We start from the raw sequence: 21,643 nt of genomic DNA on the forward strand, positions 1-21,643 counted from the left end.
CACAGGAGTGGCCACTCAGGATAGATGCCGCTATCGGCCTGCAATCGATGCTAGCGGCTTCCAAGGTACCTACATACTTAGACCTGATTGGCCTTCATCAAATTCTCAGCAAGCCACGACGCATCCAGCATACTGAACGAATAACACATAAAGTCGAATACCAGCTCTACTCCCCCGTTCTCAACTGTGTAAATTCCTAGTTCCTCGATCGGATCTCCCGGAACCTTTGTAATTTTGCTGAAATATACTTCACCCTCCGTCTGCCGGCACTTGAATCTTCCGTTAGCCTTATAATTCCAGCGACCTGCTACGTCTTTTCGAAACACTCTCTCTAGCTTGCTTTTACGCTTTCCCGACGTAAAAAGTACGTTTACCGTGTTTCCAAAATTCACCAAAAAAGCATCTTTAAGACAGCGTGCGACTTCCTGTGCTACGCCCTTTGCAAACCTAATCGTAGTATCATCCAGTTTCAGAGTCACACCATTACTACCGTGGCTAGACACCTGGCATGGGTAGACGTCATTACACTCTCGCTCTCGCCAACACGTAAATTCGCGCTCATTAAAGAATACTGCTGGTTGCATTTTCACTTTACCCACAAAATCACCATTTCGTTGCTGTTAAAAATAACAACGGATGTTTTGAAGAGAAACTTTAGCGAAAACGTGAAATATTTTTCGTGGCGTAAATCCGTAGGATCTCAAACAGTTGGCTTTTGTGCGTGCCCCTTTTAGGGGTGGGCTGTCGTAAACCAAGCCTATCGCAAGCTCCGTCTTGGCCCGATGGGCTTCCATCCGCACGCCTCCGTCCGCCGGCCTGCGCGCTCCGCTTGCTTTCTGACGCGCTCTGTAACGTAACTTCGTGCGCTGTAACGTAAGCAGTGTTACAGCGCACAAAACTACGTTACAGGCCATTGATCGCCTAGCTGCTGGGGCCAAGATGCTTATTGTCGATGGTGCGATTTTGGGTCAGAAGCGGCCATATTGGTCGATGGAGTTGGGTTGAAAAATTCGGTCATCACAAAACAGATCAAAGGCCATATGGTGGAGCATGAAATCAGTCACTTCGAACACTGAAAACGCTGTACTTTGCAAAGCTTTTATCCGGGCCAGTGAAGGGCTGGGGCTTGATGACACTGATTTAGCGGCTGTCTTGGACGAGCATGTTTCCACAGTGCTGCTTCTACGCCGTGGACGTGAATTGCTTCGGCCAGGCACTGAAGCTTGGAGCCGGGCTTTGCTTTTTGTTGAGTTGTATAATTCATTGCTTGCAGTCGCAGGAAACGAGCCAAATGCAAAGATCTGGCTAAGCAGCAAGAATCGTGGTCTGAGTGGTCGACCGCGTGATCTCATCGCATGCCGAACGGGGCTCGAGCAAGTTGTTCAGTATCTAGCTGCTACTCGCTCACTCATTTAACATCTCCTGCACATCGCTGAAAATGCTGCCATGGAACACGAAATCAGGAGTGCGGGATGAAGTGGTTCGGTCGATTGATAGGGCTCGTTTGGCGAGACAACATATCAGACCAAGAGCTGGCTAGAGATCGGGCGTTCATAGCTGCCCTCAACAATCTGAAATCTCTACGCGTGACACCCGATGGCGGCATGTCTATCGATGCCGATGAGATACGTGAGCGTGTGATAGCCAGCCGTCACGCACTCAAGCGTTTCGTGAGATGAGCATCAGCAGTTTACTTGGCGCACTGAGCCGAGCCGGCGGCTCGAAGGAGCGATAGCATTGGCATCTTGCTCAGCAACCTTCATGGCGCATTGCGCAGTGATCGCCAGATTCCTTCCCGATTTTCAGGCAAAAAAAAGCCCCAATTAAGGGACTTTTCGCCTTGCAATACGATCCGTGGCTGACAAAACGCTACGTCAGGATTGGCACCGTCTATCTATGCAATTGAGATAACTGTATATCCATACAGAATTTACGTCAAGCGCATATTTCCGGATTGACCGCAAAAAAAGACGATCACGGACAGTCTCACACAAGCACTCCCATCTCTAATCGTCCCATGAGATCGAAGACTGCGTTCGTTTCCACCCTCGTCCCCAGCATGTCTAGCGGACGCCTCGAGCCAAGCCCACGACCCCGTGAGCTCATCCACTTTTTCGCGGCGATGGCATCGTTCTCGAACAGGGAAAGGGTCGCTTCGTAAACAGCTATCAACGCGACCAGGCGATCGCTTTCAGCGGTGCTGAAACGCCCTGTTTTCGCCCTACGTGCCAGCGTGGTGGGCGACACGCATATAGCATGGGAGATATCCGCACGCGGCATCTGCAGCAGGCTTGCAACCTGATCAAGTAAGTCGAATGGAAGGCCCTGGTGTATGAGCTCATACAACCTGGCTCCACGCGAAGGCAATCCAATGGCTCCCCAAATGCTCTCAGAGACTGACGGCGCTGGCTGATATTCAATAGTCATATCCAGATCCGTATGAGCCGGGCGGAACTGGCATTCCCCATTTGTGAGCATCAGCAGCAAGACTAATTACCAATGGTCGATGCACTCAACGGTCTCCTTCGGAGCGGGACGTACGGACTGTGTGGTGACTGAAGATATAGCTAGCTTCACTACACTCACCGCAAGCATCAATGATGCTAAGCCCCAGATCGAGTATCTGCACCTTTAGCGGCGATGGCCGCATTCATATCTTCTATGCTAACGGCAACATTCGGTTTCCGGATCATGCCCTTGAGGCTTTGCACAGGATGAGTAGCCGCCACCATCCCAAACTGGCCATCCGACATTTCAAAAAAATGAACTCGATCTCCCGGCTTCAGACCGAGCGAATGGCGTACCTGAGCAGGGATTGTGATTCGACCGCGAGATCTAAGAATTGCGGAAGGCATGGGAATACCTACGAGATTGGCTCAATACATAGTAGCTAGGCTATCCGTCGAGATGCCAGGTCAGCCATCGAGTTGAGCTGGGCTTGGTGAGCCCGAAAAAACGACCATGGTGTGAAGTGTGTAGCCCCCTCCTCCTGAGGTTAATGCCCGGCATCAATCCCTCCGTGTTTATCTCTTGCAGCCCTATGTTTCGCTAACAGCCGCATCTCGTCTTCCCATTCGTCAAGAAACCGATCCCAATCGTGAGCATATGGCCCTTCCGGGACACGTGTTGATCCCACACTGGCACGCAAGAAACGCTCGCGCCAAGGCTGTGGAATGCATTCTTCGCAGACTATGCGGCAGCCTATCGGGTGGGGCTCGGTGGGTATCGAATCACGAAGCTGTTCGACACTGAGTGCCTGTGCCGGCATTGACGTGTCATGGCGCTCATGCCGCTCGATATCATCGAGAACAGCTAAGATGTCGAGCGTCTTGGGGTCTCCTGGCGAGAGGGAGGTAAGCTCCCAGAGAGACTTTCGCCTAGATAACTCTCGATGCCGGAGCTCTTCGTCATGACTCATCGCAATCAATCTCCAACCTGCTTGGAGGCTCCTGCCAAGCGTTGGTAAAGACCGGCAAGGAGTCGGGCATCGAGCAAGGCATGGTGGGGAAGGTCGGGAAGCGTAGTGTTACCGATGTCGTCGGCTTCTAAATGCCTGAACAAGTGGATCAGATTGGTAGGCCTGTTCTCCACATGGCTCGGCCACTTGTGATCGACATACGCAAGCTGGCAGAAAAACTCCCAGTCCCATTCTGGAGCGTCCGAGCAGACCTCCAGTTGGCCTTCAATACTGCTGAGGAAAACCCTCAGCGCAGCTTGGGCGTCCACGAGTGACATTCCGTAGCGTGGCGGACTCAACTGTGGCAAGACATGCTGGATTACGAAATCACTGCAATCTTCGATCTGGTAGGTATCGGTGAGCTCTACATAAAACTCGTCACCGGCCTCCGAGACTAAAGCCAGTGAGATCAGCTTTGTATCCTGGTTGAGCTGAGTGAACTCACAGTCCAAAAAAAGCTTCATCTCACTACTCCCCCATGCGTGATCTCATCCGTTACTCATGACTGCGGTGTATCCTTCGCTAAACAACGATGGAACCGCAGGCATTCCGTATAAATTTAAACGATTGTACAGATGAGTCCACGCCGGCACTCACCGCGAGGAAGGTATGCCAAGTGCTGCGAGAAGTGGCCTTTGGGCGGCGTACTATGACCAGGGCAGTAATCCTCTACTCAGGTTGCCGTCACGTTCAAAGCGAAATCGGGGCAGTCCGTAAAAGCTTTGCTGCGTTGTACCGAGGAAGAGCTGGCGGATTTAGTCCAAGCGGAAGTACTCAAAGATTTGGAGATCGCGTCCAGTAACGTTGCTGGTACCGCGCGCCCCTAAACAGCCCCGAGCAATCGCTCGGCGACGACATATCAGCAAGTTGAATTCTGCTTCGCTGAATAGACGCTCCCCGTGCCGCTACGTCTCTCCTCGCTCCTAATTGCCAGCTGTGCGCGCCTCGTCTGATGGTCAGCGTGGCTGCCAGCTAGCCCTCTTTAACAGCCCCGCAAAAACATACATACAACGCACGTAAGCCTAGAGTGATTGATTCTCACACTAGGCTTGGCGTAAGCTTACGTACAGCCTACATCCAGCATAGAGTGATTCACATGTATTCCAATATCGCTACAGCTATCGATGCGCTCAAACCCTCGCAAGACGGCAAGACAATGAAGGGCACTCGTGCATTGATTTTGGCGATCCAAGAAAAAACAGGGTTTCCTCAATCGCGAATTGCCGAAATCAGCCAGTGCAGTGTTGCTGGCATTCAGCGCTGGGTTAGTTTGGACAGTGGCCAGAAAGCACGCCTGACCCCTTTGATCCAGTACGCACGCTCGCTAGCTGAGCAGTCTGAGGGTGGAGGTATTGCATTCGAACAGCCACCTATGATCGCAAGCTCATTCGCTGACGCTGTTCGTGCGCTCACTTTAGGTGATATCGAGAAGGAATTCCGATCCAGCCTGCAACGCCTTTCCGGAGTAACTCTGGAGACGTGTGAAATCACTAGGCTCGAATCCAGAGACGGCTTAGTTAATTTCGAACTGCGAATTAAATAGGCCGGCGCGAGCGTCCGAAGCACGATACTTACCCTAGGCGTAGGTGGTGCCACATTTCAATGAGAATTGGGAAAACTGAGAATGTACGACATTCATGAGCACCGCCACCGTGTAGCTGTTTGGGGTGCCGGCCGAGCCTACTCTCGACAAGGGCCTGGCCATACCATTGCGGTGGCAAAACACCTGATTGAAAAATCTGGTTTGGGAGCAATCAACACAGCCGATCAACTGCCTCCTCCAGAAGAAATGGATGATTTCATTCACGAGAGAATTCAAGCAGTGATCGCTGCTTCCCAAGGCGTCTACTACACGAAGCGCGCGAAAGGTGAACCTGACGCTCGCAAGGTATTGATGTGCACCTACGGTCGTGCACAGAAGCTTGTAAACATGTACCTGAAGCTGAAAATCGTCTGCGCTGGTTACCATGATCATCCACACGTGAAGGCCATGCACCCGCCACTCGACGCGGTGCTTTTGAAGGCACTGGATTCGTCGGATTCCATTGACCAAGAGAGCGATCTTCCTGTCTTTCGTCAAAAGCTCAAAACTGCAAAGAGCATGAGCAAAACCTGGACAACGTTTGATCGCACCACCTACGACGCTTACATTGCGGCCATACGTACTTTCCAAGGGAATCAGCCGCTCTGGGCGGTTGAGCGACTGTGGAATCCTGAGCGCGAAGCGCTACCAGTCTGACGTCTTGGTAGCAGGTAATCGGAGGTGACATACATCGTGCACCGCTGAACCACCCTCCCCATCCACTCGCCACAGCGAGAGCATTCTGTTGCTGCAAGCTCGAGGCAGCAAATGCCGCGAGACACCGCGCTGTCGGGTACCAATGGAGCTCAGACGTTTTGAGCTCCTATCTTTTCACTTGGGCTAGTCATCACCGATTAGCGGTGCCATTGGATGCGGAAAACGGGCGGCGGTGATCATGAGCCTGATCCAGTCGGCGCGACTCAACGGGCGTGATCCATACGCCTATTTGAAGACGTTCTCACGCGCCTGCCAACGCAGAGGGCCAGTGATATTGCGCAGTTGCTGCCGCATAACTGGCAATCGGTTCAATTGCGCAAGACGGGATGCCCGGACGCATACCTTCAAAGATACAACATCGACATTAGACAAAGTGTTAATGGCCTTTTGGCTTGAAATACCTCCTGATTCTCAAATATAGGCCGTCGTCTTCAGCCATATGACGCCGATACCGCACTGATAACTGGCGAGTGTTGGCGCTGATGCGTTATCGACACAGGCTGCTGATTTTAACTGACCCAGATGCAGCCTCTTAAATCCCGCACAAGGTATTGTTTGGAGTATTCGGGTGGATGAACTCCGGCAACCTGGGTCAATAACGCATCAGCCAACAAACTTGTTCCCAAACACTGCATTCAGGCCGTTTTTTCAGCGACCATCACCCGATTGCGGCCGGTTCGCTTGGCCTTGTACAGCATTTCGTCGGCAGCCTTGAGAACAGCTCCGACTTCATCAACATGCTGCAACCAGTGGGCAACACCTACGGAAATGGTGATCTGCCCGACGGGCTCAATCAGCAACTGCTCGACCTGTCGTCGCAGACGCTCGGCAACCTGCTCGGCGATCTCGGGAGCAACGTCAGGCAGTAGGATGAGAAACTCCTCGCCCCCCACCCGACAGAGTACATCGTCATCACGCGAGCCGTTGCGCATCAACCGGGCCAGACTCTGCAGCACTTGATCACCCACGTCATGTCCGTAAGTATCGTTGACGGATTTGAAGTGGTCGATATCCAGCGACACTACTGCGAAAGGCCGCTGCTGGGACTGCAATAGGTCTAGCGCCATGTCCAGGCCACGGCGATTGTGCAATCCAGTCAAAGGATCGGTCTGCACATCCAGGCGAAGTTTGTTGATCTTGTAATGCAGGAGATTGAAGCCAACCAGCATCGCTCGCTTGATCTCGGAGGATTCGAAGTACCAGGAGTGCACATGTTGGATGCGATCGGCATTGGCCGATCGATCCATATCCTGGGCACTATCTGCCAGTTGCCGCAGCGGTCGGGAAATCAGCTGGGCGAACCACCAGATGAACAGCAGGGTCAGTAGCGCCAGCGGTAGGGTATTGCGCAGCACGCTGAACATTAACTCATTCAGCGAAGCCAGGCTGGCCTCAGTGGGTCGCTGCGCTACGACCCCCCAGCGAGTCAACGGCACCACGGCATAGCCAGCCAACATATCGACGCCCTCACTGTTGTGCAGGCGCATAACGCCCGTGTCGCCACTGATTAGCGCATCGATCACCGGGTTCTTTCCAACTTCTTCACCCACCCGAGCAGGGTTTGGGTGATACAACAAGCGCCTGTTCTGATCGACTACATACAGATAGGAGCCATCGCGATAGTAATGTTCACCGAGCAGGTTGTTGAGGATGCTTTTCTGCTTCAGGTAGACGGTACCGCCGATATAGCCCAGGTATTGCCCAGCACTGTCGATAACAGGGTACGAAATGACTACCAACAGGTTGCCTACTACCGAGACATACGGGCGACTGATCAGCGGCCTCCGCTCGCGCAAGGCCTCGATGGCACCAGGCGACTCCATCTTTTTCCCGCGAATCTCAAGGATATCTGGCGAGGTAGCCAGTACCCAGCCGTTAGCATCTACAAACACCACAGAGTTGAAACTGTTCGTCTGCAGGCGCAGACGTTCGGCCTCAGTCATCAGCAGGGATACATCCCCGAAATTTTTGGCCATCAGGCCGGCGCTGTAGGCAAGTTGTTGATGTGTTGACCGCAGGAATTGATCAACACTGTCGGCCAGCTTGCTTGCATAAACGCGATTACTCTCCAACGTATTGTCGATCAACAATTGACGCTGGACGCGATAGCTAGCGTAGAACGTGTTGGCCAGGGTGATCAGGGCACTGAGAATGGCAAGGGAGAGGATCAGGCGGCGTAAATTCACACGAAACAAGTGTGAAAAAGAGATGTTCGACGCCATTAGATCAAATCCACGATGTAAGAAAAGGCCAGTATCTTAGAGGATGTACGAAGCCTTTCGTACTGCCCCACTGAAATCTCTTTTCCATTATCACAAAACCATCAAACCTCACTTGCGAAAACCAACCCCCATGAAAGACCAGCGTCAAGCCAGCCCGGCACGATTTTAGTTCCCTTTCTGACTGTCCCATTTAATCTAAACGTTTTCACCAACCGACGTTGGAGCAAGGAACGGCTTCCCGCGTCGTTTTACCCATCTACCGATAATGGTGCTTCGGACTGCACGCATAACATCCAGCGCCGCGTGTTCATTGTTGGTAGCGACGGAGTCGAGCAGTTTGCGCATGCTTGTCGATTCGCCAAGGCGTGGCCAACGGCGGCAGCCTGGCCAAAGCCATGAATACAGCCTCAAGCGCTGGCCGGCGCTGTCGCGCTACGCGCTGAACGGTGACTTGCCCATTGGAGAGTCGGGATGTGGCGCGGTGACTTGCGCCCCGTTTACACACTCCGATCGTCAAACCGGACGTGCGCTACTGACGCATCTGGTTTTCATCCAAGATCGATATGCCTTCGCACTCGACACATCGGCCATTCGCGTAGCCGCGATATCGGTGTTGATCAAATCGTCGAGCAAGCTGGCCTGATCCGGACGTAGCTGCTCGCTGCGCTTGGCAGACTTGAAGCGCTTGAGCAGCGCGATCTCGTGGGCCAGCTTCTCGTTGACCGATTTGTGATGGGTGATTTACTTGCCATCGTCTCGACGCGCTGGAACAACTGCGCCGCCAAGGCACGCAGTTCTTCAGGGCTTAATTGGTCAAGATTCGAATGCGAAGTCGTGCCGCCGATTTTGCCAGAGAGGGCTAGTGGCGGCGATAGGCTGATGGGCCGATTGCGCAGGCAAGCGCACCATGGCAGGCAGGTTAGAGCACGGTGATAACACCTCCGGAACCGACCCGTTGCCACGGTAAACCCAGCACCAGAGCTTGAAGTTGCTCGGCATCCAATTCAACTTCTGAGCCGTGCCGTACAACTGGCCATAGAACCGCCCTTGCTGCAAGCGTCTAGCTGCGAGCCAGATCTCCACGCCATCATGCACCAACACTTTCATGCACGTCATCGGATAATGCTGTACGACACCCGCCTCACTCCGTCCGGTGCCCAAGATGGGCTCATGTTTGCTAAGGGTGCGGGTCAAATCCGGTGCCAATGGCTGGTTAGGTCGATTGCAAATGGGTGGTCAATTCAGTGCAATTACCTTGGTGTCAGCGGATCTGGAGAAGTGGCTCCAGCCAGCGGCGAGTTCAGCTAGTCTTCCCGCATTAGTTGCTCAAGGACGATACCCATGCCAGATAACTCTGTAGCCTACATAGCCACAGCGGACGCTCTCACACTTCTCCTGCACAACCAGCACGCCCTAGCTGCGGCCATTGAAGAGGTGACAAAGTGGCTCTCTGAGAATGGCGTGGGGAGTGTCGCCGCAAACGCAATTGCGGCTCTGGAAACGCTGGACACGAATGCTCAAGACATCACAGACGCCATCATGCGACTACGGCAGTTATAGGCATCATCTAACGCACCGCTGCCCCTCCTTCATGAGCGAGTCCCGATAATATGCGGGAAAAATGGAATTCTTTGGAGAGTGAGAAATGGCATTCCACGTAACCATCCCTTTGCATTGTCACTAACCAGTCACTGCATCCGTGCTGACCAACCGTTTGCATTCGACTTGACCAACAGACTCCGCAGTGACGACCGACAGAGAACGGCCAAAATCAGCCTATCGATTTCGCCTAAGAGTTCACAGGTGATCTACAGGCTGCGAGGGAAACCAGTGCGTATGAATTTGCGTAAGCACGCCGTTGGCCTGTATGCGTCGAAAGCCTTCGTCATACATTTCCAGTGCCCGCACTCCGTCCGGGTGAGTGAGACTAAAGCCTAAGGTCGAGGTTTGCACCCCGCAATTGAAGGCAAATTGAACGGCATCTTCTGTGCCCGACTGGTTGGCTTTCTGTTGTTTTGCTTCCAGGTCATTGGTCACTATCAGGGCGGCAGATAAGCGCCGGGCGGCGAGTTTCTTAAGATTCTGCACGTCTGATTCGGTGCTCTCGAACACCACCCCGGCGGACTGTAGCGCTGTAGCCTGAGGTGTATATTCGTAGCTTCTGACGGTGCCCACTACAGTACCGGGCGGCAACGTGCATTTACCTTCCGGAGGTTTCGGCAAAGGGCTTTTGATCGGTTCGAAGATGTCATGATTGGAGGTGTAGATCGGTTGCGAGGCCAGTTTGATCTTGCCCTCGAATTCGGGTAGCCAACTCATGTTGAAGCAGGCCACGCTCGTGCCATTGAGCACCATGTTCTTGCAACGGGCGTAGGGCACGACTTTGAGCTCCACTTCAACCGCCATTTCCTTGAAGGCGGCGACCACTATGTCGTTGGCGTAACCTGTGCCATCACGATCCGACCATGGAGCGGCCGCATTCTCGACCATGATTATCATCGTCTCGTGCGTTTCCTGAGCCGTGACGGTGTTCGGAGCCAGCAGAGAGAGTGCGAGCAATAGCAGGATCGGTTTGAACTGCCATATTCTGTGGTTAGTCTTTTGTGGATACATGTTCCCTCATCGAACAGTCCCCCTCTATACGGGTGCAACTCTGGGGCTCTAGGAAAGGGTACCCGACTTCTGATTAGGAAATACAGATATCGGCCAAAAGCCGCCTTTCGGCTAGGCGGCCTAGGCAAGTACCAGCGATACCGACGCGCAGAACAACGTTAATCGCTCACTCCGCATCCGAGTGCAGGTCGTGCGTTGTTTTCAATGCTTACCCAAGGCAAGTAGAGAACCGACAGACCATTGCCTCGAAAAGATTCAACTGATCCAGGGGTTCTCTCGTTAGACCACTACACTCACCTATGTGCGTAGGCACACAGAGCTACCCTTGCCTCGCATGCAAATTTCTTCGCACGTTGCACTTGCAGCGCGATGATCCACATTAAGGATGTTCATAATGAAAAAATTCTTATTCGCAATACTATCTATATTAATAGTGACACTGGCACTGCCGCTGCAAGCCGCTCCGAAAACCGAGAAGAGCCTGTATGACCGGCTCGGCGGTGTCTTCGCCATCGCCGCGGTCGTTGACCACTTTAGCGACTCGATTGTACAGAACCCAATCGTGGGAAAGACTTCGCAGAACCCAGCCCTCAAGGAATGGCACACGAAGAACCTGGACAGGTTGCCGGGCCTCAAGTTCATGCGAACCCTGTGGGTCTGCGAGGTCACGGGCGGGCCGTTCAAATTCTCGCCAACAAAGCCGGGTAAAAGTCATTTAGGCCTTGAGGAGGCGCATCGCGACCTAAAGATCTCTCCAGCAGAATTCGACGAGGTGGCGGCCGAACTGGGGCGCAGTCTTGACTTCGCCAAAGTGCCTGCGCGTGAAAAGGGAGAAGTCCTCGCCGCCTTCGCAGCGCATAAGAAAGAGGTAACGGCTGGATACAAGACGGACTGATTTTGGCTGGCTTGCGTTTGAATTCTGCAGAAAAGGAACGGCGTTGTTTGGTCATCTGACACCTCGATCTGGCGAGCATTCTCGCCTAAATGGGTGTCCGGTTTCATTAGACCACTACACTGCCCCTAAGCCTCTGCTGGCGAAGTAGAAGAAGGTGCAGAATCTGCACCATGCAAAGCAGTGCTTAGCCAAACTGATTTGCCTAGGGCTGAAGACCTCAAGCTACCCCCGATCAGGTAAAATACTGAGCTCGTTTTGACTGATATCTAGAGCTTCTGCTGCCCATGTCTCACCTACGCCGGCTCCCAAAAAACAAAATTAGCCAGGACATCACCCGCGTTTGAGGCTGTAATCCAAGGCCTTGGCGATGGCCGATCCATCTGGCACAAGCCGCTTTGAGGCCACCATCCAGCTATGAAGTACGCCGATGATAGGCGCTGCTTTCTCCCTCCGTATTCGCTGGCGGACATCTGGAAGATCAAAATGGTGCATATGAATATTCATCTGATATTTTTTCAAAGGGCGGCAAATTTTCTGGGGTGAGCTCTGCGCTCGCCTATACTAAAAATGTTAAATCATGCTGGCGAGCTCGCTTGGCAAGGCATTGATAAATATGGAAATTTAAAGACATGGGTGCCTTGTAGGGTGTTGGTTAAACAATATCTCTCTGTGATGGTTTGGTGTCGTGACGAGGTTTTGATATGAACGTCTTATTGAAAGAGCTTCAGGCCTATCATCATGAGGTGGCTATAAAAATTACTCAGATCAAAGAGTTGCTGAGGAAGATGAGGCATGAATCCGATGGCGCTGATGACCGCAAGCTGTTGTTCAAGATGCTGGAAGCCATGCATAGTGATGCAGAACAACACCACCATGAAAATGAAGAGCTTATACGGCTGGCTTTGCTAGCGACTGACGCACCGATCCACCAACGGGTCAAGGATATCGAGCGAGATCATCAAGCATTTGGGCGCATTGCTGGACAGTTGAAGATGTTGGAGGACACAACTCAGGAAACGAGAGTAATTGCTGACACTATCGATGACTTCATCAAAAAATATTTCGATCATATGGACTCGGAGGAAAATATTTTCTTTCCGGTGGCAGATAAGTGGCTGTCAGACGAGCAGTGGCAGGAAATAAAGCGTCAATGGCATTAATTGGAGCTCACCGTACACATTCAAAATTTAGCTACTACTTAGTCCGCGACCTAACAAAGTTATTATGTGGGTACCAAGTACCCCCCCCAACTTCATTGACTCACCGGCGTGTCCGTATATCGACTGTTCTTCGTTGTAAGTCCCTTCGCCTTGACTCCTGTATTGACGACATAAAGTTCCAAGGCTGTTTACGAACAGCCACATTTAGCACCACATTGCGTTTCGCTCGGCACACGCGTCATTAAGAGAGCTCGCACGCTGCATGGCGGCCATCTTTTCCGGGCGCCTCATGCGCTTCCATTTTTTGATGTCTTCCTTGGTGCGGCCGCTCAGGCATAGTTCGCTATTCAGTTGGCAAACGGAAATACAGGGGTTTTCGATATCCTTGGCCAGACTTCAACTCCCAGCAATGTTGGCGCCAACGCCGAATTGACCTACGTGCCGACGCAAGACTGACCCAACTCCAATCGGCAGAAATCCAGCTCAGGAAATGGTTCGCTAGGTATCGGACTGGGTCAGTGGCATCTCGGTGACTGGATCAATTCGGTGTCGGCGCCGACATGCAAATAGTTGCTGCTTGTTGAAAGTCGGCCTTGCGAAACCGAGGCCGGCCCCCAACATTAGACTGAGGCATGCGTCCTGTTTTTGCTATTTTCATACTTGATAACGTCATTCACCGCAGGCTTGCAGATAAGGCCTGGACGCCCCATCTTCACCACCCAATGAGCCAATCGCTGACTGCCAATTAGGAGTAAAAATTGCTTACCCGTCCCGATAAAGACGCCCTCCGCGCGATGCTGGAATCGCAAGTCCAACAAAAACTACAGCACGACCCAGACGCTGTAACGACTTATGCAGCCAAGCCTGTACCAGAGCGCAAACCGTACACCAGCAAACCCACGGTTCAAGACAAGGCCTTTCACAAAGAGCTCGAACAGATGCGTGCCGATGCTGAAGCTGGAGTGATACATACGCCTAAGCGCGAGTCTGAGGACGGAGACGCTCCTAGCCTTAGACTTGATGATTACCCGGGCCTGTAAAAAGTGCTGCTGAGAATCTACCGGCGGGAACGGCTTGCCGGCTGAAAGCAACGGAGACCACACGTGAGAAAGTCACCTATGAAAATCATCATCGAAGAATGGGATGGCGACGGTGCGATTCGAATTCCGGACGAAGCGCTACAGGAGCTCGAACTGGATGTGGGCGACACTGTGTATCTGATAGAAGAATTTGTCGGCAACGCGCGTTACCTAGTCCTATCAAAGACGCCTCAAATTGCGGATCGGATAGACGAGCTCACTGATGCCTGGAATAACAAACAGCGGGGCACGGCCTTGGACAAGTGAGGTAGTTCCTCCACATCAAACCGAGAGCCCTCGATGAAACTCGTAAGGTTGATCCGCCACGCAGAGAGCGCTGCTAACGCTGGTCTCGCCACTGCAGCACCAGATTCAACACCACTGACTGAAAACGGCCTGCATCAAGCTTCTGAGCTTGCTGAATCCATAACGTGCACTCCCGAACTGATCATCTCCTCACCCTTCGAACGCGCCGCAGCAACCGCGCAACCAACAGCAGAGCGCTTCCCTCACACTCCATTCGAAGTATGGCCCGTTGAAGAGTTTACGTACCTGAGTCCAAACAACTTCACTGGCAGTACCCAAGCTGACCGAAAGCCATATGCGGAAAAATACTGGGAGAACGGTAACTCCGAGTCTGCTGATGGGCCTGGCGCTGAGTCGTTCGATCATCTGCTCGAGCTCGCAGATGCGATGCTGGCCAAGCTTGCGGATCACGACGCTCAGAACATCCTGGTCTTTAGCCATGGGCAATTCATCAGAGCTGCCGCTTGGCTGATCAAGCATGGAAGCCGCGCTCATTCATACGACCTGATGCGTGAGTTTCGGGCGCTCGATGTGAGGGCGCCGCTTAGAAATTGCTGGAGTTATCAGCTCGTGTTCAACGACGGCAGATGGACTGTCGAATTCCAAATCGCCCCGAGTGGCCATGCAAAATTTATCGACGAGTTCTGCACAACCAAGCGCTCTCTGTGACACCGTTTCAGCCAAGCTTCGCTGCCTCGCCAGCTAGCCCGGAAGCGTCGGTGTAACGTAATTTTGTGCATCGTAACATTCGCAACGTTACGCATAAAAAAGTGCGTTACGAGCCAACAAACTCAGCGCCAGAAGCTCAAAACTGTCATTCATTTTCCTTCCATGCCTGGTGGTATCGAAGCGATTATGTTGAGGTCGCTTCCTTCCTTATCTGCGCTCGACAACACCAAGCGAGCACTAGGTACTGCTCGGCGCACGTCTTGTATGGCGCCCGCAATTGCGTCATCTGCAGAGGGTGCTTCACGGATGAATTCAAGAGCTAGGCGCCCTGGCTGTCCTATCCCGACCAATGCATCATCGCAGCCTTCTTCCGCTAAGCGCTCCACTAGCGCGTCCATGTTGCTCTCGTCAGACGCCAGTTCGTAATTAAGGGTGAAGGTAAAGACCATCTCTAACACTCCGCCTCAGCAAGGCCCTACCTGAAGATGCGATAGCCGGGCCCTGCTGGCCCGAAGCGTCGACTATAGGAGAAATGGGTCAATACGGCACCTACTGCCAAACCGCGTCTCATGCGATGACAAAGCATGGTGCACCGTCATAAATTGTCTCAGCTTAAGCACGCCCCGTTCTTGAAATCATCTCATTTTGCCGGTACTTCTAAGTCCCCCATGTCATGCACGGAAAGTGACCATGCAAGCGCGATTCAGAGTGATTGAAACCACCACACTGGACGATGGCAGCAAACGCTACAGGGTCGTTGATCTTGTAGAGGGCGGCTCAGCCAGCAAGCATGGTGTCTTCAAGGTCAGGACAGAGGCAGAGACTATTTGCTCGACATTAAATGCTGAACATCCGACGCAGCTGGTGCATAAATCGCGTAGTACCAGCTAAGCCGCCGCTGAATGTCACGTAGAAAGCGCGAGGTCGGATATCGTCCAGCGCATCAGCGTTTTGGTGGCTTGGTGTGTGTCTCCGAGCTCTAAATGCAGTGCTCGGGATATGCCGGCTGCGTGCTGTTTTTGAGCCAGAAAAGAATTGCCCGTTTTCGTGATTATTTTTCCTTCCCCGATCCTCTACCTCCTTTAGAGCCATATCTAAAAACGCGGTCACTGATCACTGCTCTGACGGCACCCTGGTACCTGCAGGATCGACTATGGCCCCACCTTGTCGCCAATTACATCCAGACAACCCAATCAATTTTTTGAGATTCGAGTGGCTTAAAAAGCTAGCCGCGACTTACGTCGCGAACAAGCGATCTGCCCTTCCCTATCGACGACCCCCATTAGCCTTTCACTGCAGCCTTCACTTTTTAGTATCCAAAAAAAACCAAAGCCCAGGCAGAAGCAGCAGAAGTCAATCGAGTCGACTGACCTGAAATCTACGGATGACAGGATTGAGCGAAGATTCCAAGATCTCTGCTTTTGTTTTGATATCAAACAAGAACTCCGTTTTCTTTTTTTGAATTCAAGAGGGCACTGAGAAATTATTTTTTGGATGACGTCATGACACCGCTGAGCAAGCCAAAGGCTCAAGACAAAGCGTTGCACAACGAGCTCGACCAGATGCGTGCAGATGCTGAAGTCGAAGTGATCAAAAGACCCATGGAGGATCAGGCAACCGATGGTAAATCTCGCTAAGCGCTCGATGACTATCCGGGCCTAAAAGAAGAAGGATCTACATCAACACAATGGTGATCGTTTGCCACCTGTGCTGCGCTAATCGAAACCTCGCCACTCCTCGACACCCATTCTCTGAGTGCGGTGTAAACCTCGTGCCGCGGAATGAACTCTTGCTCGAGGCGGCCCTTGTCGCTAGTCACAAGTCGAGAAAACAACGCGGCCTCAGCTGAAGTGAGACCAACTGGCGGTGTGTCTTGCGCTCTGACTGGTTCACGCACAGCTGACTTGGACTGATGCGCGTCATACACCGCCTCAGTCATCATCAGGGGTACCACACCCTTATGCCTCAACCGAGCTCGAGCGAGCATACGCAAGCCCCAAGTATCGAGGTCTCCCCAATAGCCTACGGATCTGTCCTCCAGCTGAGCAGACCCCAGCCACGCGAGATCCGAGCCACATCCCAAAATCGCAATGGTCTGTGGTAGCGCGCGCAGCAGATGAAGGCATTTTTGATTCTCTACAACCAAGAGTCGCGAGCCAGGCAACCTGGCCTCTGCGAGCTCCGAGGTCGTTACCATTTGACGCTTGAATGGCAAAAGACCTTGATCTAATGGTGTGACGAGCACCCAGTGACTGGTGTCGTCGTATGCATCAAGAAAGCCACAGAGCCCCTGTGCTGACGCCTCACCTTCGTAAATGACGTCAAGCATCTTCCTCAAAAGCAATTCGTTACGCTCGAAGAACTTGGTATCTACGCCAAACCCAGAGAGCAAGCGCAGTGGCAGCCCTTTTGCGCACCCCGGAGATAGTCGCAAGGCTAGCTTCGCGGCCTGGATGACCTCCTCACTCGATTTGTTTTGCCACAAGCTCCTTCGCGTGATCAGCAACTCATGGAAGTGTTCTGGGGCAAGCTGCACCAGGTGTCCCAGTACAGCATACTCGGCAGTTACCCTTGGATCAGATGCCCCTGCAACCCACTCGGAAGGGTTGCGCAGATACCATTTGGTGGGGATGCAGATTGATTCAGCGCCGCTGCGATAGGCGACACGTATCCATTCAATTTTTCCGACCGTCACCTTTCGCCAGGCTTCGACATGCCTCTGTGCGGTTGCTACCTGAACATTAAAACTTCGTGCTGAGGGCTTGCCGATACTTAGCACCATTGGCCATGCAGACGGACTCAGAAGATTCCTAAGTCGTACGCTCGGCAGATCCCAATACTTGATCAGTTGGTGACGAAGCTCGTCTGGTGATTTCATAGCTGCTCATCGAGGCTCCTCGGAATTGCTATCGTCAGGCGCATCACCTTCCTGCTTCTTAGCACGATGATATTTCTCGAGGGCCTCCCAGCTCATCGAGACCAGCGACGATCGACCGTCTTTTTTGTGAACGACAATTGCAGAACGCGTATGCATTCGCAGGAGACGCAGCTCTTTGTTTGGGGTGATGAAGATCGCATGCAGACCAAACTCCTTCAGGGCAGCGATGATCCGCGCAGCGACACTTGGTGAGCTCTTAGAGAATGCTTCGTCCAATATAATGGTGCCGAACAACGGCCTGCTCTCTCCGATAGGACACAGGGCGTAGCCCAGCGATGCTGTAAGGACGTAAGACGCGACAATTTCTTTCTCACCACCGCTGTCGCCTTGAGAGCCTTTGCGCCCTTCTGTTGCAACTCCAGTCACCGCATCCACTACGGATACTGAAAATGCCAACCGGAACCTAGGATCTAACATTGCCTTCGATGAAATATTCCGACTTTTCGTACAGGCATCCTTCAGATCCTCTACTAGATTTTTCAAGGCCCGATAGTGAGTCTCTCCAATATCGTCAACAAACCGCGCGGAGGTGAGTTTGCGCTGCGAGGCCTGTAGAGCGCGAAGGCTGTCATGCACGACTCTACTGGTGACAAGGCGCAGGTATTTACCTGACTGGAATTCAACTCGACGTAACGTGCCATTCAGCTCATCTATCCGCTCTTGGATTTGTATCACTTCCTGGTCGATGTAGCTCAATAGCTGAGTGACACCGTCGTCTGAGGAGCGATTGAGGTAGCTAAGGAAGCGTTCTACCTTCTCGGGCAATGCTTCTTCAGTTAGAACTCGCAAGCGTTCGATATAAGCATGCACGTCAATCAGGTCACGGCCTACCTCTGCTAATGCTCCTGTATCTCGGCTCTTGGCATCGGACATTTTTTTGACCAGCTCATTATGCAGCTCGACCAAATGATCAGTCGCGTTACTGATACGTTCGTTTAGTCTTTCATAGCCCTTCCGCTCTATATCGAAGAGATCCTGTAGTTGATCGGTGTTGATAGTTGGAAGGTGTTTGCCGGCCGCAGATCGGGCCTCCTGCGTCATTCCTGCCTCCGCTCGGCTTGACGTTTTGATGACGTTTGCCTTCGCCGTCTCAAGCTCTTTTAGCAACAAGGCATATTCAACGTTCGCGGCCTCATGAGCTTCATCAACCTCATTCCATCGAGCCGTGTCGTCATCGAGAAGCGATTTTGCCAGCGCGACATCGGTGTCCGGGCGGGTCAGATAATCCAGCTGCCCCTGGAGATCGATAATTTGATTGTCTGCGCCTGGGAGGTCAATCAGGTTGAACTCAACGCTTTTGATCCCCAGGTAGGCAGCATTGGCTTCCTCAAGACTGCCTAGTCGATCCTGAGCCGCACGCACCGCATCAATGGCAGCAGCAAGCTGTAGTTCAGCGCTTGCAGCCTCTTGTCCCAGAAAAGCCATTCGATCTCGGTTGTCAAAACCGGTGAACCAGTCAGAACTGATTAGACGCTGATCTTTCTTCTCGAAGTAGTGCTCTCTGCCGGACATCAGACCCTCTTTGGTCATGGCATGAGGTGTAACGAGCAAATCATCCGTGTCGGTGACGCAATGGCGATCATTCGCGGCAATCAGAGCCTCTACCGCCTTGCGAAACGGATGAGCCTTAAAAACCAGTTTCCGGGCATACCCATCTTGGAAAAATGCACGTGAATCACCAACCTCAGCAACGACTTCGAGAATCCTTACATGCAAATGATTGTGTCGCGAATTAATCCACTGCAACGCTGCTTTCGCCATAGCAGTGGGGACTAAAACACGGAGTCGATGCCCGCCGATTGCTCGCTCGATAGCTCCCCGCCATGCATTATCCTCAGGTTTGACCTGAACAAGCTCTGCCACAAAAGGCAGGTCTCCCTCATCGACCTGGAGGTGCGCCGCCAATTGGCTGCGGAATTGATGAAACTGGCCGGGTAGGTTTGACCCTGGTCGTTGTTTGATCTCGTTTAATTCTTCGAGCACTGCCAGAAGTCGAGCACGCATGTCCGACTCGACAATCCCTCGCTGGAATGTCTGACTACGTTGCGCCTTGATATCTTCAACTAACGCAGCAGACTGCTTGATGGCCTCCGTTTTGTTCGCGGCAAGGGAGTTGGCAGATAGCTCGTCCGGTAGACTCAGCTTCCGCACAAGGTACTGATACTGCGCGGAGTGGTTAACTCTGATTTCACGAACAGCCTCCCACTCTTCCACACGCTTACGCAGCTGATCAATGCTGGCGCCACCTTTTTGCAGGTAGGCCTGCAGATGCAAATCGCACTGCTGCTTCAGCTCATATCGCTGGTCAACCAGCTGCTGTAGTCGTGATGCTGATTCCTTCGTTGAAATATCCAGCCTGGCCATTTCTGCCAACCAAAGCTGATGGGATTGCTCCGCAAACCACACTGGAGCCACCGCTTCGACAGTCTTCAACTCTTGCAGGCTATCGGCGTGGTACTTGTAAGTCTCCCAGCAGTCTGCGATTGGCTTGAGCGATTTCTGTTGCGCACGGGCAGTTTCCAGCTCTTGGTGTATCTCACTGAGATCCTCGAAACTCTTAACCACCTCTGCAGCCCGATTGAAGGCAGAACGGTCGTCCAGCACCAACTCTCGAAAGATCGAATCAATGTCAGTCAGTTGCTTGATGCCGGCGGCACGATTCAACAGGGAGAACGCGTTGTCGCCCACCTGAAACAGAGCGCGCACCCGTGCTAAATATTCTTTTCGAGTCCAATGCACCCAGAAATTTTGAACGTTTTTTTCAATTCCACTCAACCCACGTTTACCGTCACTGTGATAAGCAAGTAGCCAGGACTCTAGGGTCTGCTCCGGGTTCTGCGTGAGAATCCAACACTTTTCGAGCTCGGCCGCGGCTGAGCTAGTGCCCTCGAACGAGAACAGCGCAGCCAAGCGAACAAGATCGTCTGCGCGGCGGAATGTTGCACAAATTCCAGATATGGTTCGTCCTGGACGAGCGCTCTGCTGCTTGGCATTCTGGCTTTCTCCAGGCCCTGACACCCCTCGCACGTACGACACCAAATCCCTGTCGCTCTCCACGCCACCTGTTGAGGCGAGGTTATAGCGTGGGTTCGCACAAATCAGGGTCATGAAGGCATCGATGAACGTTGTCTTTCCGCTACCAGTAGTGCCGATCAGCGACGTCCCCGCAGGATCAATGGGCGCTTGGTGGAGACCGTTGTAGCTCCCCCAGTTGAACAACTCCATAGCGGTCAAGACGTAACTTCCGTTCGAACTACTCATGGCCTTTCCTCCCCTTCCTCATCTACGGGGGTAGAACGATCGAGACTCGCACCATAAGTCTCCAACCATCGGATCAACGTAGAGAGATTTTCCGGGTTCGCAACGTGTGCAATAAGCGGGCGAATCGTAAAGCGGTCGCTGCTGTCGATGGTGGTCACAAGGTGATGGTTTTTCAGTTGTTCCAAGAGACTGATAGCACGGCCTCGATCCTTGAGGTCGCTGCCTGGCTCACCCAAGTAGGCGTGGAGTTGAGTCACCACGTCGTCTACAGTCATTTGCGCAAGGCCGGCGCCTACTCCGCTTTCCATCTCAAACGCGATCAGGTGCTGTCGCAGCAACGCGATCAGAAGGGTCTGTTCGAGCGTGAAGGTATGTCTGCGAACTAGAGGGTGTGTCCACCCATCTGCAGTGTCATTTGGCTCCTGCCGCACGGTGATGAAGGCTAAGCCTCTTAGCTCGTCTAATTGGATGCTGAGATCAAACGGCTCAAAGATTTGCTCAATCAAATCCGCATTCGCAACCGTGGCCCTGTAGAGGCCTGGATCCTCGATCTCTTCAATGTCCCCATTTTTGTAGAGCTTCTGAACAACCTCTCGGATGACCTTGCTGGTTCGCAGCTCATCATCAATATTCCCAATAAGCTCGTCAGCTGGCTCCTCGGTATCCGGCTCCGCCTCCATGCCTTCGTCGAAGCCTTCCTGATTTGCAGGTTTACTTGTCAATTCATCAAAAATACTTGGCATG

At 52.7% G+C, this 21,643-nt stretch carries 23 protein-coding genes and 3 pseudogenes; 13 read left to right on the forward strand and 13 right to left on the reverse strand.

Annotated elements, in window-relative coordinates:
- Positions 1 to 77: 77 nt before the first annotated feature.
- Positions 78 to 479, reverse strand: coding sequence for a hypothetical protein (locus ACA058_RS16505; protein ID WP_497634982.1), 402 nt, complete (start codon positions 477 to 479; stop codon positions 78 to 80).
- Positions 480 to 1,050: 571 nt separating this feature from the next.
- Here ACA058_RS16505 and ACA058_RS16510 point away from each other — a divergent pair.
- Positions 1,051 to 1,416 (forward strand): antitoxin Xre/MbcA/ParS toxin-binding domain-containing protein, encoded by a 366-nt coding sequence (locus ACA058_RS16510; RefSeq protein ID WP_497634983.1) that lies wholly within the window; start codon positions 1,051 to 1,053, stop codon positions 1,414 to 1,416.
- A gap of 570 nt (positions 1,417 to 1,986) precedes the next feature.
- Here ACA058_RS16510 and parS read toward each other — a convergent pair.
- The 3 genes from parS to ACA058_RS16525 all read right to left on the reverse strand — a co-directional run bounded on the left by parS (position 1,987) and on the right by ACA058_RS16525 (position 3,921).
- A complete protein-coding gene (parS, locus tag ACA058_RS16515; RefSeq protein WP_497634984.1) occupies positions 1,987 to 2,427 on the reverse strand; it encodes a type II RES/Xre toxin-antitoxin system antitoxin in 441 nt (146 codons plus the stop codon).
- Between the two features lie 176 nt (positions 2,428 to 2,603).
- Positions 2,604 to 2,855 (reverse strand): AbrB/MazE/SpoVT family DNA-binding domain-containing protein, encoded by a 252-nt coding sequence (locus ACA058_RS16520; protein WP_497634985.1) that lies wholly within the window; start codon positions 2,853 to 2,855, stop codon positions 2,604 to 2,606.
- 568 nt (positions 2,856 to 3,423) lie between these two features.
- Entirely contained in the window at positions 3,424 to 3,921 is a 498-nt protein-coding gene (locus tag ACA058_RS16525) for a 3'-5' exonuclease family protein (protein WP_497634986.1), read from the reverse strand.
- Between the two features lie 632 nt (positions 3,922 to 4,553).
- Here ACA058_RS16525 and ACA058_RS16530 point away from each other — a divergent pair.
- The 3 genes and pseudogenes from ACA058_RS16530 to ACA058_RS16540 form a co-directional block, all read left to right on the forward strand.
- A complete protein-coding gene (locus ACA058_RS16530) occupies positions 4,554 to 5,000 on the forward strand; it encodes a hypothetical protein (protein ID WP_497634987.1) in 447 nt (148 codons plus the stop codon).
- Between the two features lie 81 nt (positions 5,001 to 5,081).
- A complete protein-coding gene (locus ACA058_RS16535; RefSeq protein WP_497634988.1) occupies positions 5,082 to 5,696 on the forward strand; it encodes a hypothetical protein in 615 nt (204 codons plus the stop codon).
- 211 nt (positions 5,697 to 5,907) lie between these two features.
- Positions 5,908 to 6,062, forward strand: a pseudogene (locus ACA058_RS16540) (transposase domain-containing protein); the annotation flags it as partial.
- 329 nt (positions 6,063 to 6,391) lie between these two features.
- On the opposite strand, the gene ACA058_RS16545 reads toward ACA058_RS16540, so the two are convergent.
- On the reverse strand, positions 6,392 to 7,978 hold the full coding sequence (locus tag ACA058_RS16545; protein WP_497634989.1) for a sensor domain-containing diguanylate cyclase: 1,587 nt from the start codon (positions 7,976 to 7,978) through the stop codon (positions 6,392 to 6,394).
- A 343-nt stretch (positions 7,979 to 8,321) separates the two neighbouring features.
- Between ACA058_RS16545 and ACA058_RS16550 the strand changes: the two genes are divergently transcribed.
- Entirely contained in the window at positions 8,322 to 8,621 is a 300-nt protein-coding gene (locus ACA058_RS16550) for a hypothetical protein (RefSeq protein WP_497640033.1), read from the forward strand.
- Here ACA058_RS16550 and ACA058_RS16555 read toward each other — a convergent pair.
- A pseudogene (locus ACA058_RS16555) lies at positions 8,576 to 8,823 on the reverse strand (transposase domain-containing protein); the annotation flags it as partial. The gene ACA058_RS16550 and the pseudogene ACA058_RS16555 sit on opposite strands and share 46 nt — an antisense overlap.
- 496 nt (positions 8,824 to 9,319) lie before the next feature.
- Between ACA058_RS16555 and ACA058_RS16560 the strand changes: the two are divergent.
- Positions 9,320 to 9,538: a hypothetical protein gene (locus tag ACA058_RS16560; protein ID WP_497634990.1), complete on the forward strand. Its 219-nt coding sequence runs from the start codon at positions 9,320 to 9,322 to the stop codon at positions 9,536 to 9,538.
- A 237-nt stretch (positions 9,539 to 9,775) separates the two neighbouring features.
- Here ACA058_RS16560 and ACA058_RS16565 read toward each other — a convergent pair whose 3' ends face one another.
- The gene (locus ACA058_RS16565; RefSeq protein ID WP_497634991.1) at positions 9,776 to 10,591 is read right to left on the reverse strand and encodes a substrate-binding periplasmic protein; all 816 of its coding nucleotides are present in this window, start codon (positions 10,589 to 10,591) and stop codon (positions 9,776 to 9,778) included.
- Between the two features lie 394 nt (positions 10,592 to 10,985).
- On the opposite strand from ACA058_RS16565, the gene ACA058_RS16570 reads away from it, so the two are divergent.
- Positions 10,986 to 11,486 (forward strand): group I truncated hemoglobin, encoded by a 501-nt coding sequence (locus ACA058_RS16570; RefSeq protein WP_497634992.1) that lies wholly within the window; start codon positions 10,986 to 10,988, stop codon positions 11,484 to 11,486.
- A gap of 336 nt (positions 11,487 to 11,822) precedes the next feature.
- Here the strand turns inward: ACA058_RS16570 and ACA058_RS16575 are convergent.
- Positions 11,823 to 12,008: pseudogene (locus ACA058_RS16575) on the reverse strand (IS66 family transposase); the annotation flags it as partial.
- 179 nt (positions 12,009 to 12,187) lie between these two features.
- Between ACA058_RS16575 and ACA058_RS16580 the strand changes: the two are divergent.
- The gene (locus ACA058_RS16580; RefSeq protein ID WP_497634993.1) at positions 12,188 to 12,646 is read left to right on the forward strand and encodes a hemerythrin domain-containing protein; all 459 of its coding nucleotides are present in this window, start codon (positions 12,188 to 12,190) and stop codon (positions 12,644 to 12,646) included.
- Positions 12,647 to 12,850: 204 nt separating this feature from the next.
- On the opposite strand, the gene ACA058_RS16585 is transcribed toward ACA058_RS16580, so the two are convergent.
- Positions 12,851 to 13,039, reverse strand: a complete 189-nt coding sequence (locus tag ACA058_RS16585; protein WP_497639938.1) for a DUF1289 domain-containing protein — start codon at positions 13,037 to 13,039, stop codon at positions 12,851 to 12,853.
- Between the two features lie 365 nt (positions 13,040 to 13,404).
- On the opposite strand from ACA058_RS16585, the gene ACA058_RS16590 reads away from it, so the two are divergent.
- The 3 genes from ACA058_RS16590 to ACA058_RS16600 all read left to right on the forward strand — a co-directional run bounded on the left by ACA058_RS16590 (position 13,405) and on the right by ACA058_RS16600 (position 14,700).
- The gene (locus ACA058_RS16590) at positions 13,405 to 13,686 is read left to right on the forward strand and encodes a hypothetical protein (protein WP_497634994.1); all 282 of its coding nucleotides are present in this window, start codon (positions 13,405 to 13,407) and stop codon (positions 13,684 to 13,686) included.
- 78 nt (positions 13,687 to 13,764) lie between these two features.
- Positions 13,765 to 13,992, forward strand: coding sequence for an AbrB/MazE/SpoVT family DNA-binding domain-containing protein (locus ACA058_RS16595; protein WP_497634995.1), 228 nt, complete (start codon positions 13,765 to 13,767; stop codon positions 13,990 to 13,992).
- A gap of 33 nt (positions 13,993 to 14,025) precedes the next feature.
- Positions 14,026 to 14,700 carry a histidine phosphatase family protein gene (locus ACA058_RS16600; protein WP_497634996.1) on the forward strand — a complete coding sequence of 225 codons (675 nt, stop codon included), beginning with the start codon at positions 14,026 to 14,028 and terminating at the stop codon, positions 14,698 to 14,700.
- Between the two features lie 149 nt (positions 14,701 to 14,849).
- Here ACA058_RS16600 and ACA058_RS16605 read toward each other — a convergent pair whose 3' ends face one another.
- A complete protein-coding gene (locus ACA058_RS16605; protein WP_497634997.1) occupies positions 14,850 to 15,149 on the reverse strand; it encodes a hypothetical protein in 300 nt (99 codons plus the stop codon).
- A 241-nt stretch (positions 15,150 to 15,390) separates the two neighbouring features.
- Here ACA058_RS16605 and ACA058_RS16610 point away from each other — a divergent pair, with 241 nt between their 5' ends.
- On the forward strand, positions 15,391 to 15,591 hold the full coding sequence (locus ACA058_RS16610; protein WP_497634998.1) for a hypothetical protein: 201 nt from the start codon (positions 15,391 to 15,393) through the stop codon (positions 15,589 to 15,591).
- A 611-nt stretch (positions 15,592 to 16,202) separates the two neighbouring features.
- Positions 16,203 to 16,337 (forward strand): hypothetical protein, encoded by a 135-nt coding sequence (locus tag ACA058_RS16615; protein ID WP_497634999.1) that lies wholly within the window; start codon positions 16,203 to 16,205, stop codon positions 16,335 to 16,337.
- A gap of 11 nt (positions 16,338 to 16,348) precedes the next feature.
- Here ACA058_RS16615 and ACA058_RS16620 read toward each other — a convergent pair whose 3' ends face one another.
- The 3 genes from ACA058_RS16620 to ACA058_RS16630 are packed head-to-tail and all read right to left on the reverse strand — an operon-like array spanning position 16,349 to position 21,642.
- The gene (locus ACA058_RS16620; protein WP_497635000.1) at positions 16,349 to 17,578 is read right to left on the reverse strand and encodes a Wadjet anti-phage system protein JetD domain-containing protein; all 1,230 of its coding nucleotides are present in this window, start codon (positions 17,576 to 17,578) and stop codon (positions 16,349 to 16,351) included.
- A gap of 6 nt (positions 17,579 to 17,584) precedes the next feature.
- On the reverse strand, positions 17,585 to 20,899 hold the full coding sequence (locus ACA058_RS16625; RefSeq protein ID WP_497635001.1) for an ATP-binding protein: 3,315 nt from the start codon (positions 20,897 to 20,899) through the stop codon (positions 17,585 to 17,587).
- Positions 20,896 to 21,642 carry a DUF4194 domain-containing protein gene (locus tag ACA058_RS16630; protein WP_497635002.1) on the reverse strand — a complete coding sequence of 249 codons (747 nt, stop codon included), beginning with the start codon at positions 21,640 to 21,642 and terminating at the stop codon, positions 20,896 to 20,898. Before ACA058_RS16630 ends, ACA058_RS16625 begins: the two co-directional genes overlap by 4 nt.
- Between the last annotated feature and the right edge of the window lies 1 nt (position 21,643).

The sequence above is a fragment of the Pseudomonas sp. LBUM1649 genome, assembly GCF_059716155.1.

Excerpts from the sequence above, each read along its gene's own strand:
- ACA058_RS16620 (WP_497635000.1), bottom strand. The coding sequence starts at position 17,578 with ATGAAATCACCAGACGAGCTTCGTCACCAACTGATCAAGTATTGGGAT.
- ACA058_RS16510 (WP_497634983.1), top strand. The coding sequence starts at position 1,051 with ATGAAATCAGTCACTTCGAACACTGAAAACGCTGTACTTTGCAAAGCT.
- ACA058_RS16570 (WP_497634992.1), top strand. The coding sequence starts at position 10,986 with ATGAAAAAATTCTTATTCGCAATACTATCTATATTAATAGTGACACTG.
- ACA058_RS16535 (WP_497634988.1), top strand. The coding sequence starts at position 5,082 with ATGTACGACATTCATGAGCACCGCCACCGTGTAGCTGTTTGGGGTGCC.
- ACA058_RS16600 (WP_497634996.1), top strand. The coding sequence starts at position 14,026 with ATGAAACTCGTAAGGTTGATCCGCCACGCAGAGAGCGCTGCTAACGCT.
- ACA058_RS16520 (WP_497634985.1), bottom strand. The coding sequence starts at position 2,855 with ATGCCTTCCGCAATTCTTAGATCTCGCGGTCGAATCACAATCCCTGCT.
- ACA058_RS16625 (WP_497635001.1), bottom strand. The coding sequence starts at position 20,899 with ATGAGTAGTTCGAACGGAAGTTACGTCTTGACCGCTATGGAGTTGTTC.
- ACA058_RS16630 (WP_497635002.1), bottom strand. The coding sequence starts at position 21,642 with ATGCCAAGTATTTTTGATGAATTGACAAGTAAACCTGCAAATCAGGAA.
- ACA058_RS16525 (WP_497634986.1), bottom strand. The coding sequence starts at position 3,921 with ATGAAGCTTTTTTTGGACTGTGAGTTCACTCAGCTCAACCAGGATACA.
- ACA058_RS16560 (WP_497634990.1), top strand. The coding sequence starts at position 9,320 with ATGCCAGATAACTCTGTAGCCTACATAGCCACAGCGGACGCTCTCACA.
- ACA058_RS16595 (WP_497634995.1), top strand. The coding sequence starts at position 13,765 with ATGAAAATCATCATCGAAGAATGGGATGGCGACGGTGCGATTCGAATT.
- ACA058_RS16550 (WP_497640033.1), top strand. The coding sequence starts at position 8,322 with ATGCTTGTCGATTCGCCAAGGCGTGGCCAACGGCGGCAGCCTGGCCAA.
- ACA058_RS16580 (WP_497634993.1), top strand. The coding sequence starts at position 12,188 with ATGAACGTCTTATTGAAAGAGCTTCAGGCCTATCATCATGAGGTGGCT.
- ACA058_RS16610 (WP_497634998.1), top strand. The coding sequence starts at position 15,391 with ATGCAAGCGCGATTCAGAGTGATTGAAACCACCACACTGGACGATGGC.
- parS (WP_497634984.1), bottom strand. The coding sequence starts at position 2,427 with ATGACTATTGAATATCAGCCAGCGCCGTCAGTCTCTGAGAGCATTTGG.
- ACA058_RS16565 (WP_497634991.1), bottom strand. The coding sequence starts at position 10,591 with ATGTATCCACAAAAGACTAACCACAGAATATGGCAGTTCAAACCGATC.
- ACA058_RS16545 (WP_497634989.1), bottom strand. The coding sequence starts at position 7,978 with ATGGCGTCGAACATCTCTTTTTCACACTTGTTTCGTGTGAATTTACGC.
- ACA058_RS16615 (WP_497634999.1), top strand. The coding sequence starts at position 16,203 with ATGACACCGCTGAGCAAGCCAAAGGCTCAAGACAAAGCGTTGCACAAC.
- ACA058_RS16605 (WP_497634997.1), bottom strand. The coding sequence starts at position 15,149 with ATGGTCTTTACCTTCACCCTTAATTACGAACTGGCGTCTGACGAGAGC.
- ACA058_RS16530 (WP_497634987.1), top strand. The coding sequence starts at position 4,554 with ATGTATTCCAATATCGCTACAGCTATCGATGCGCTCAAACCCTCGCAA.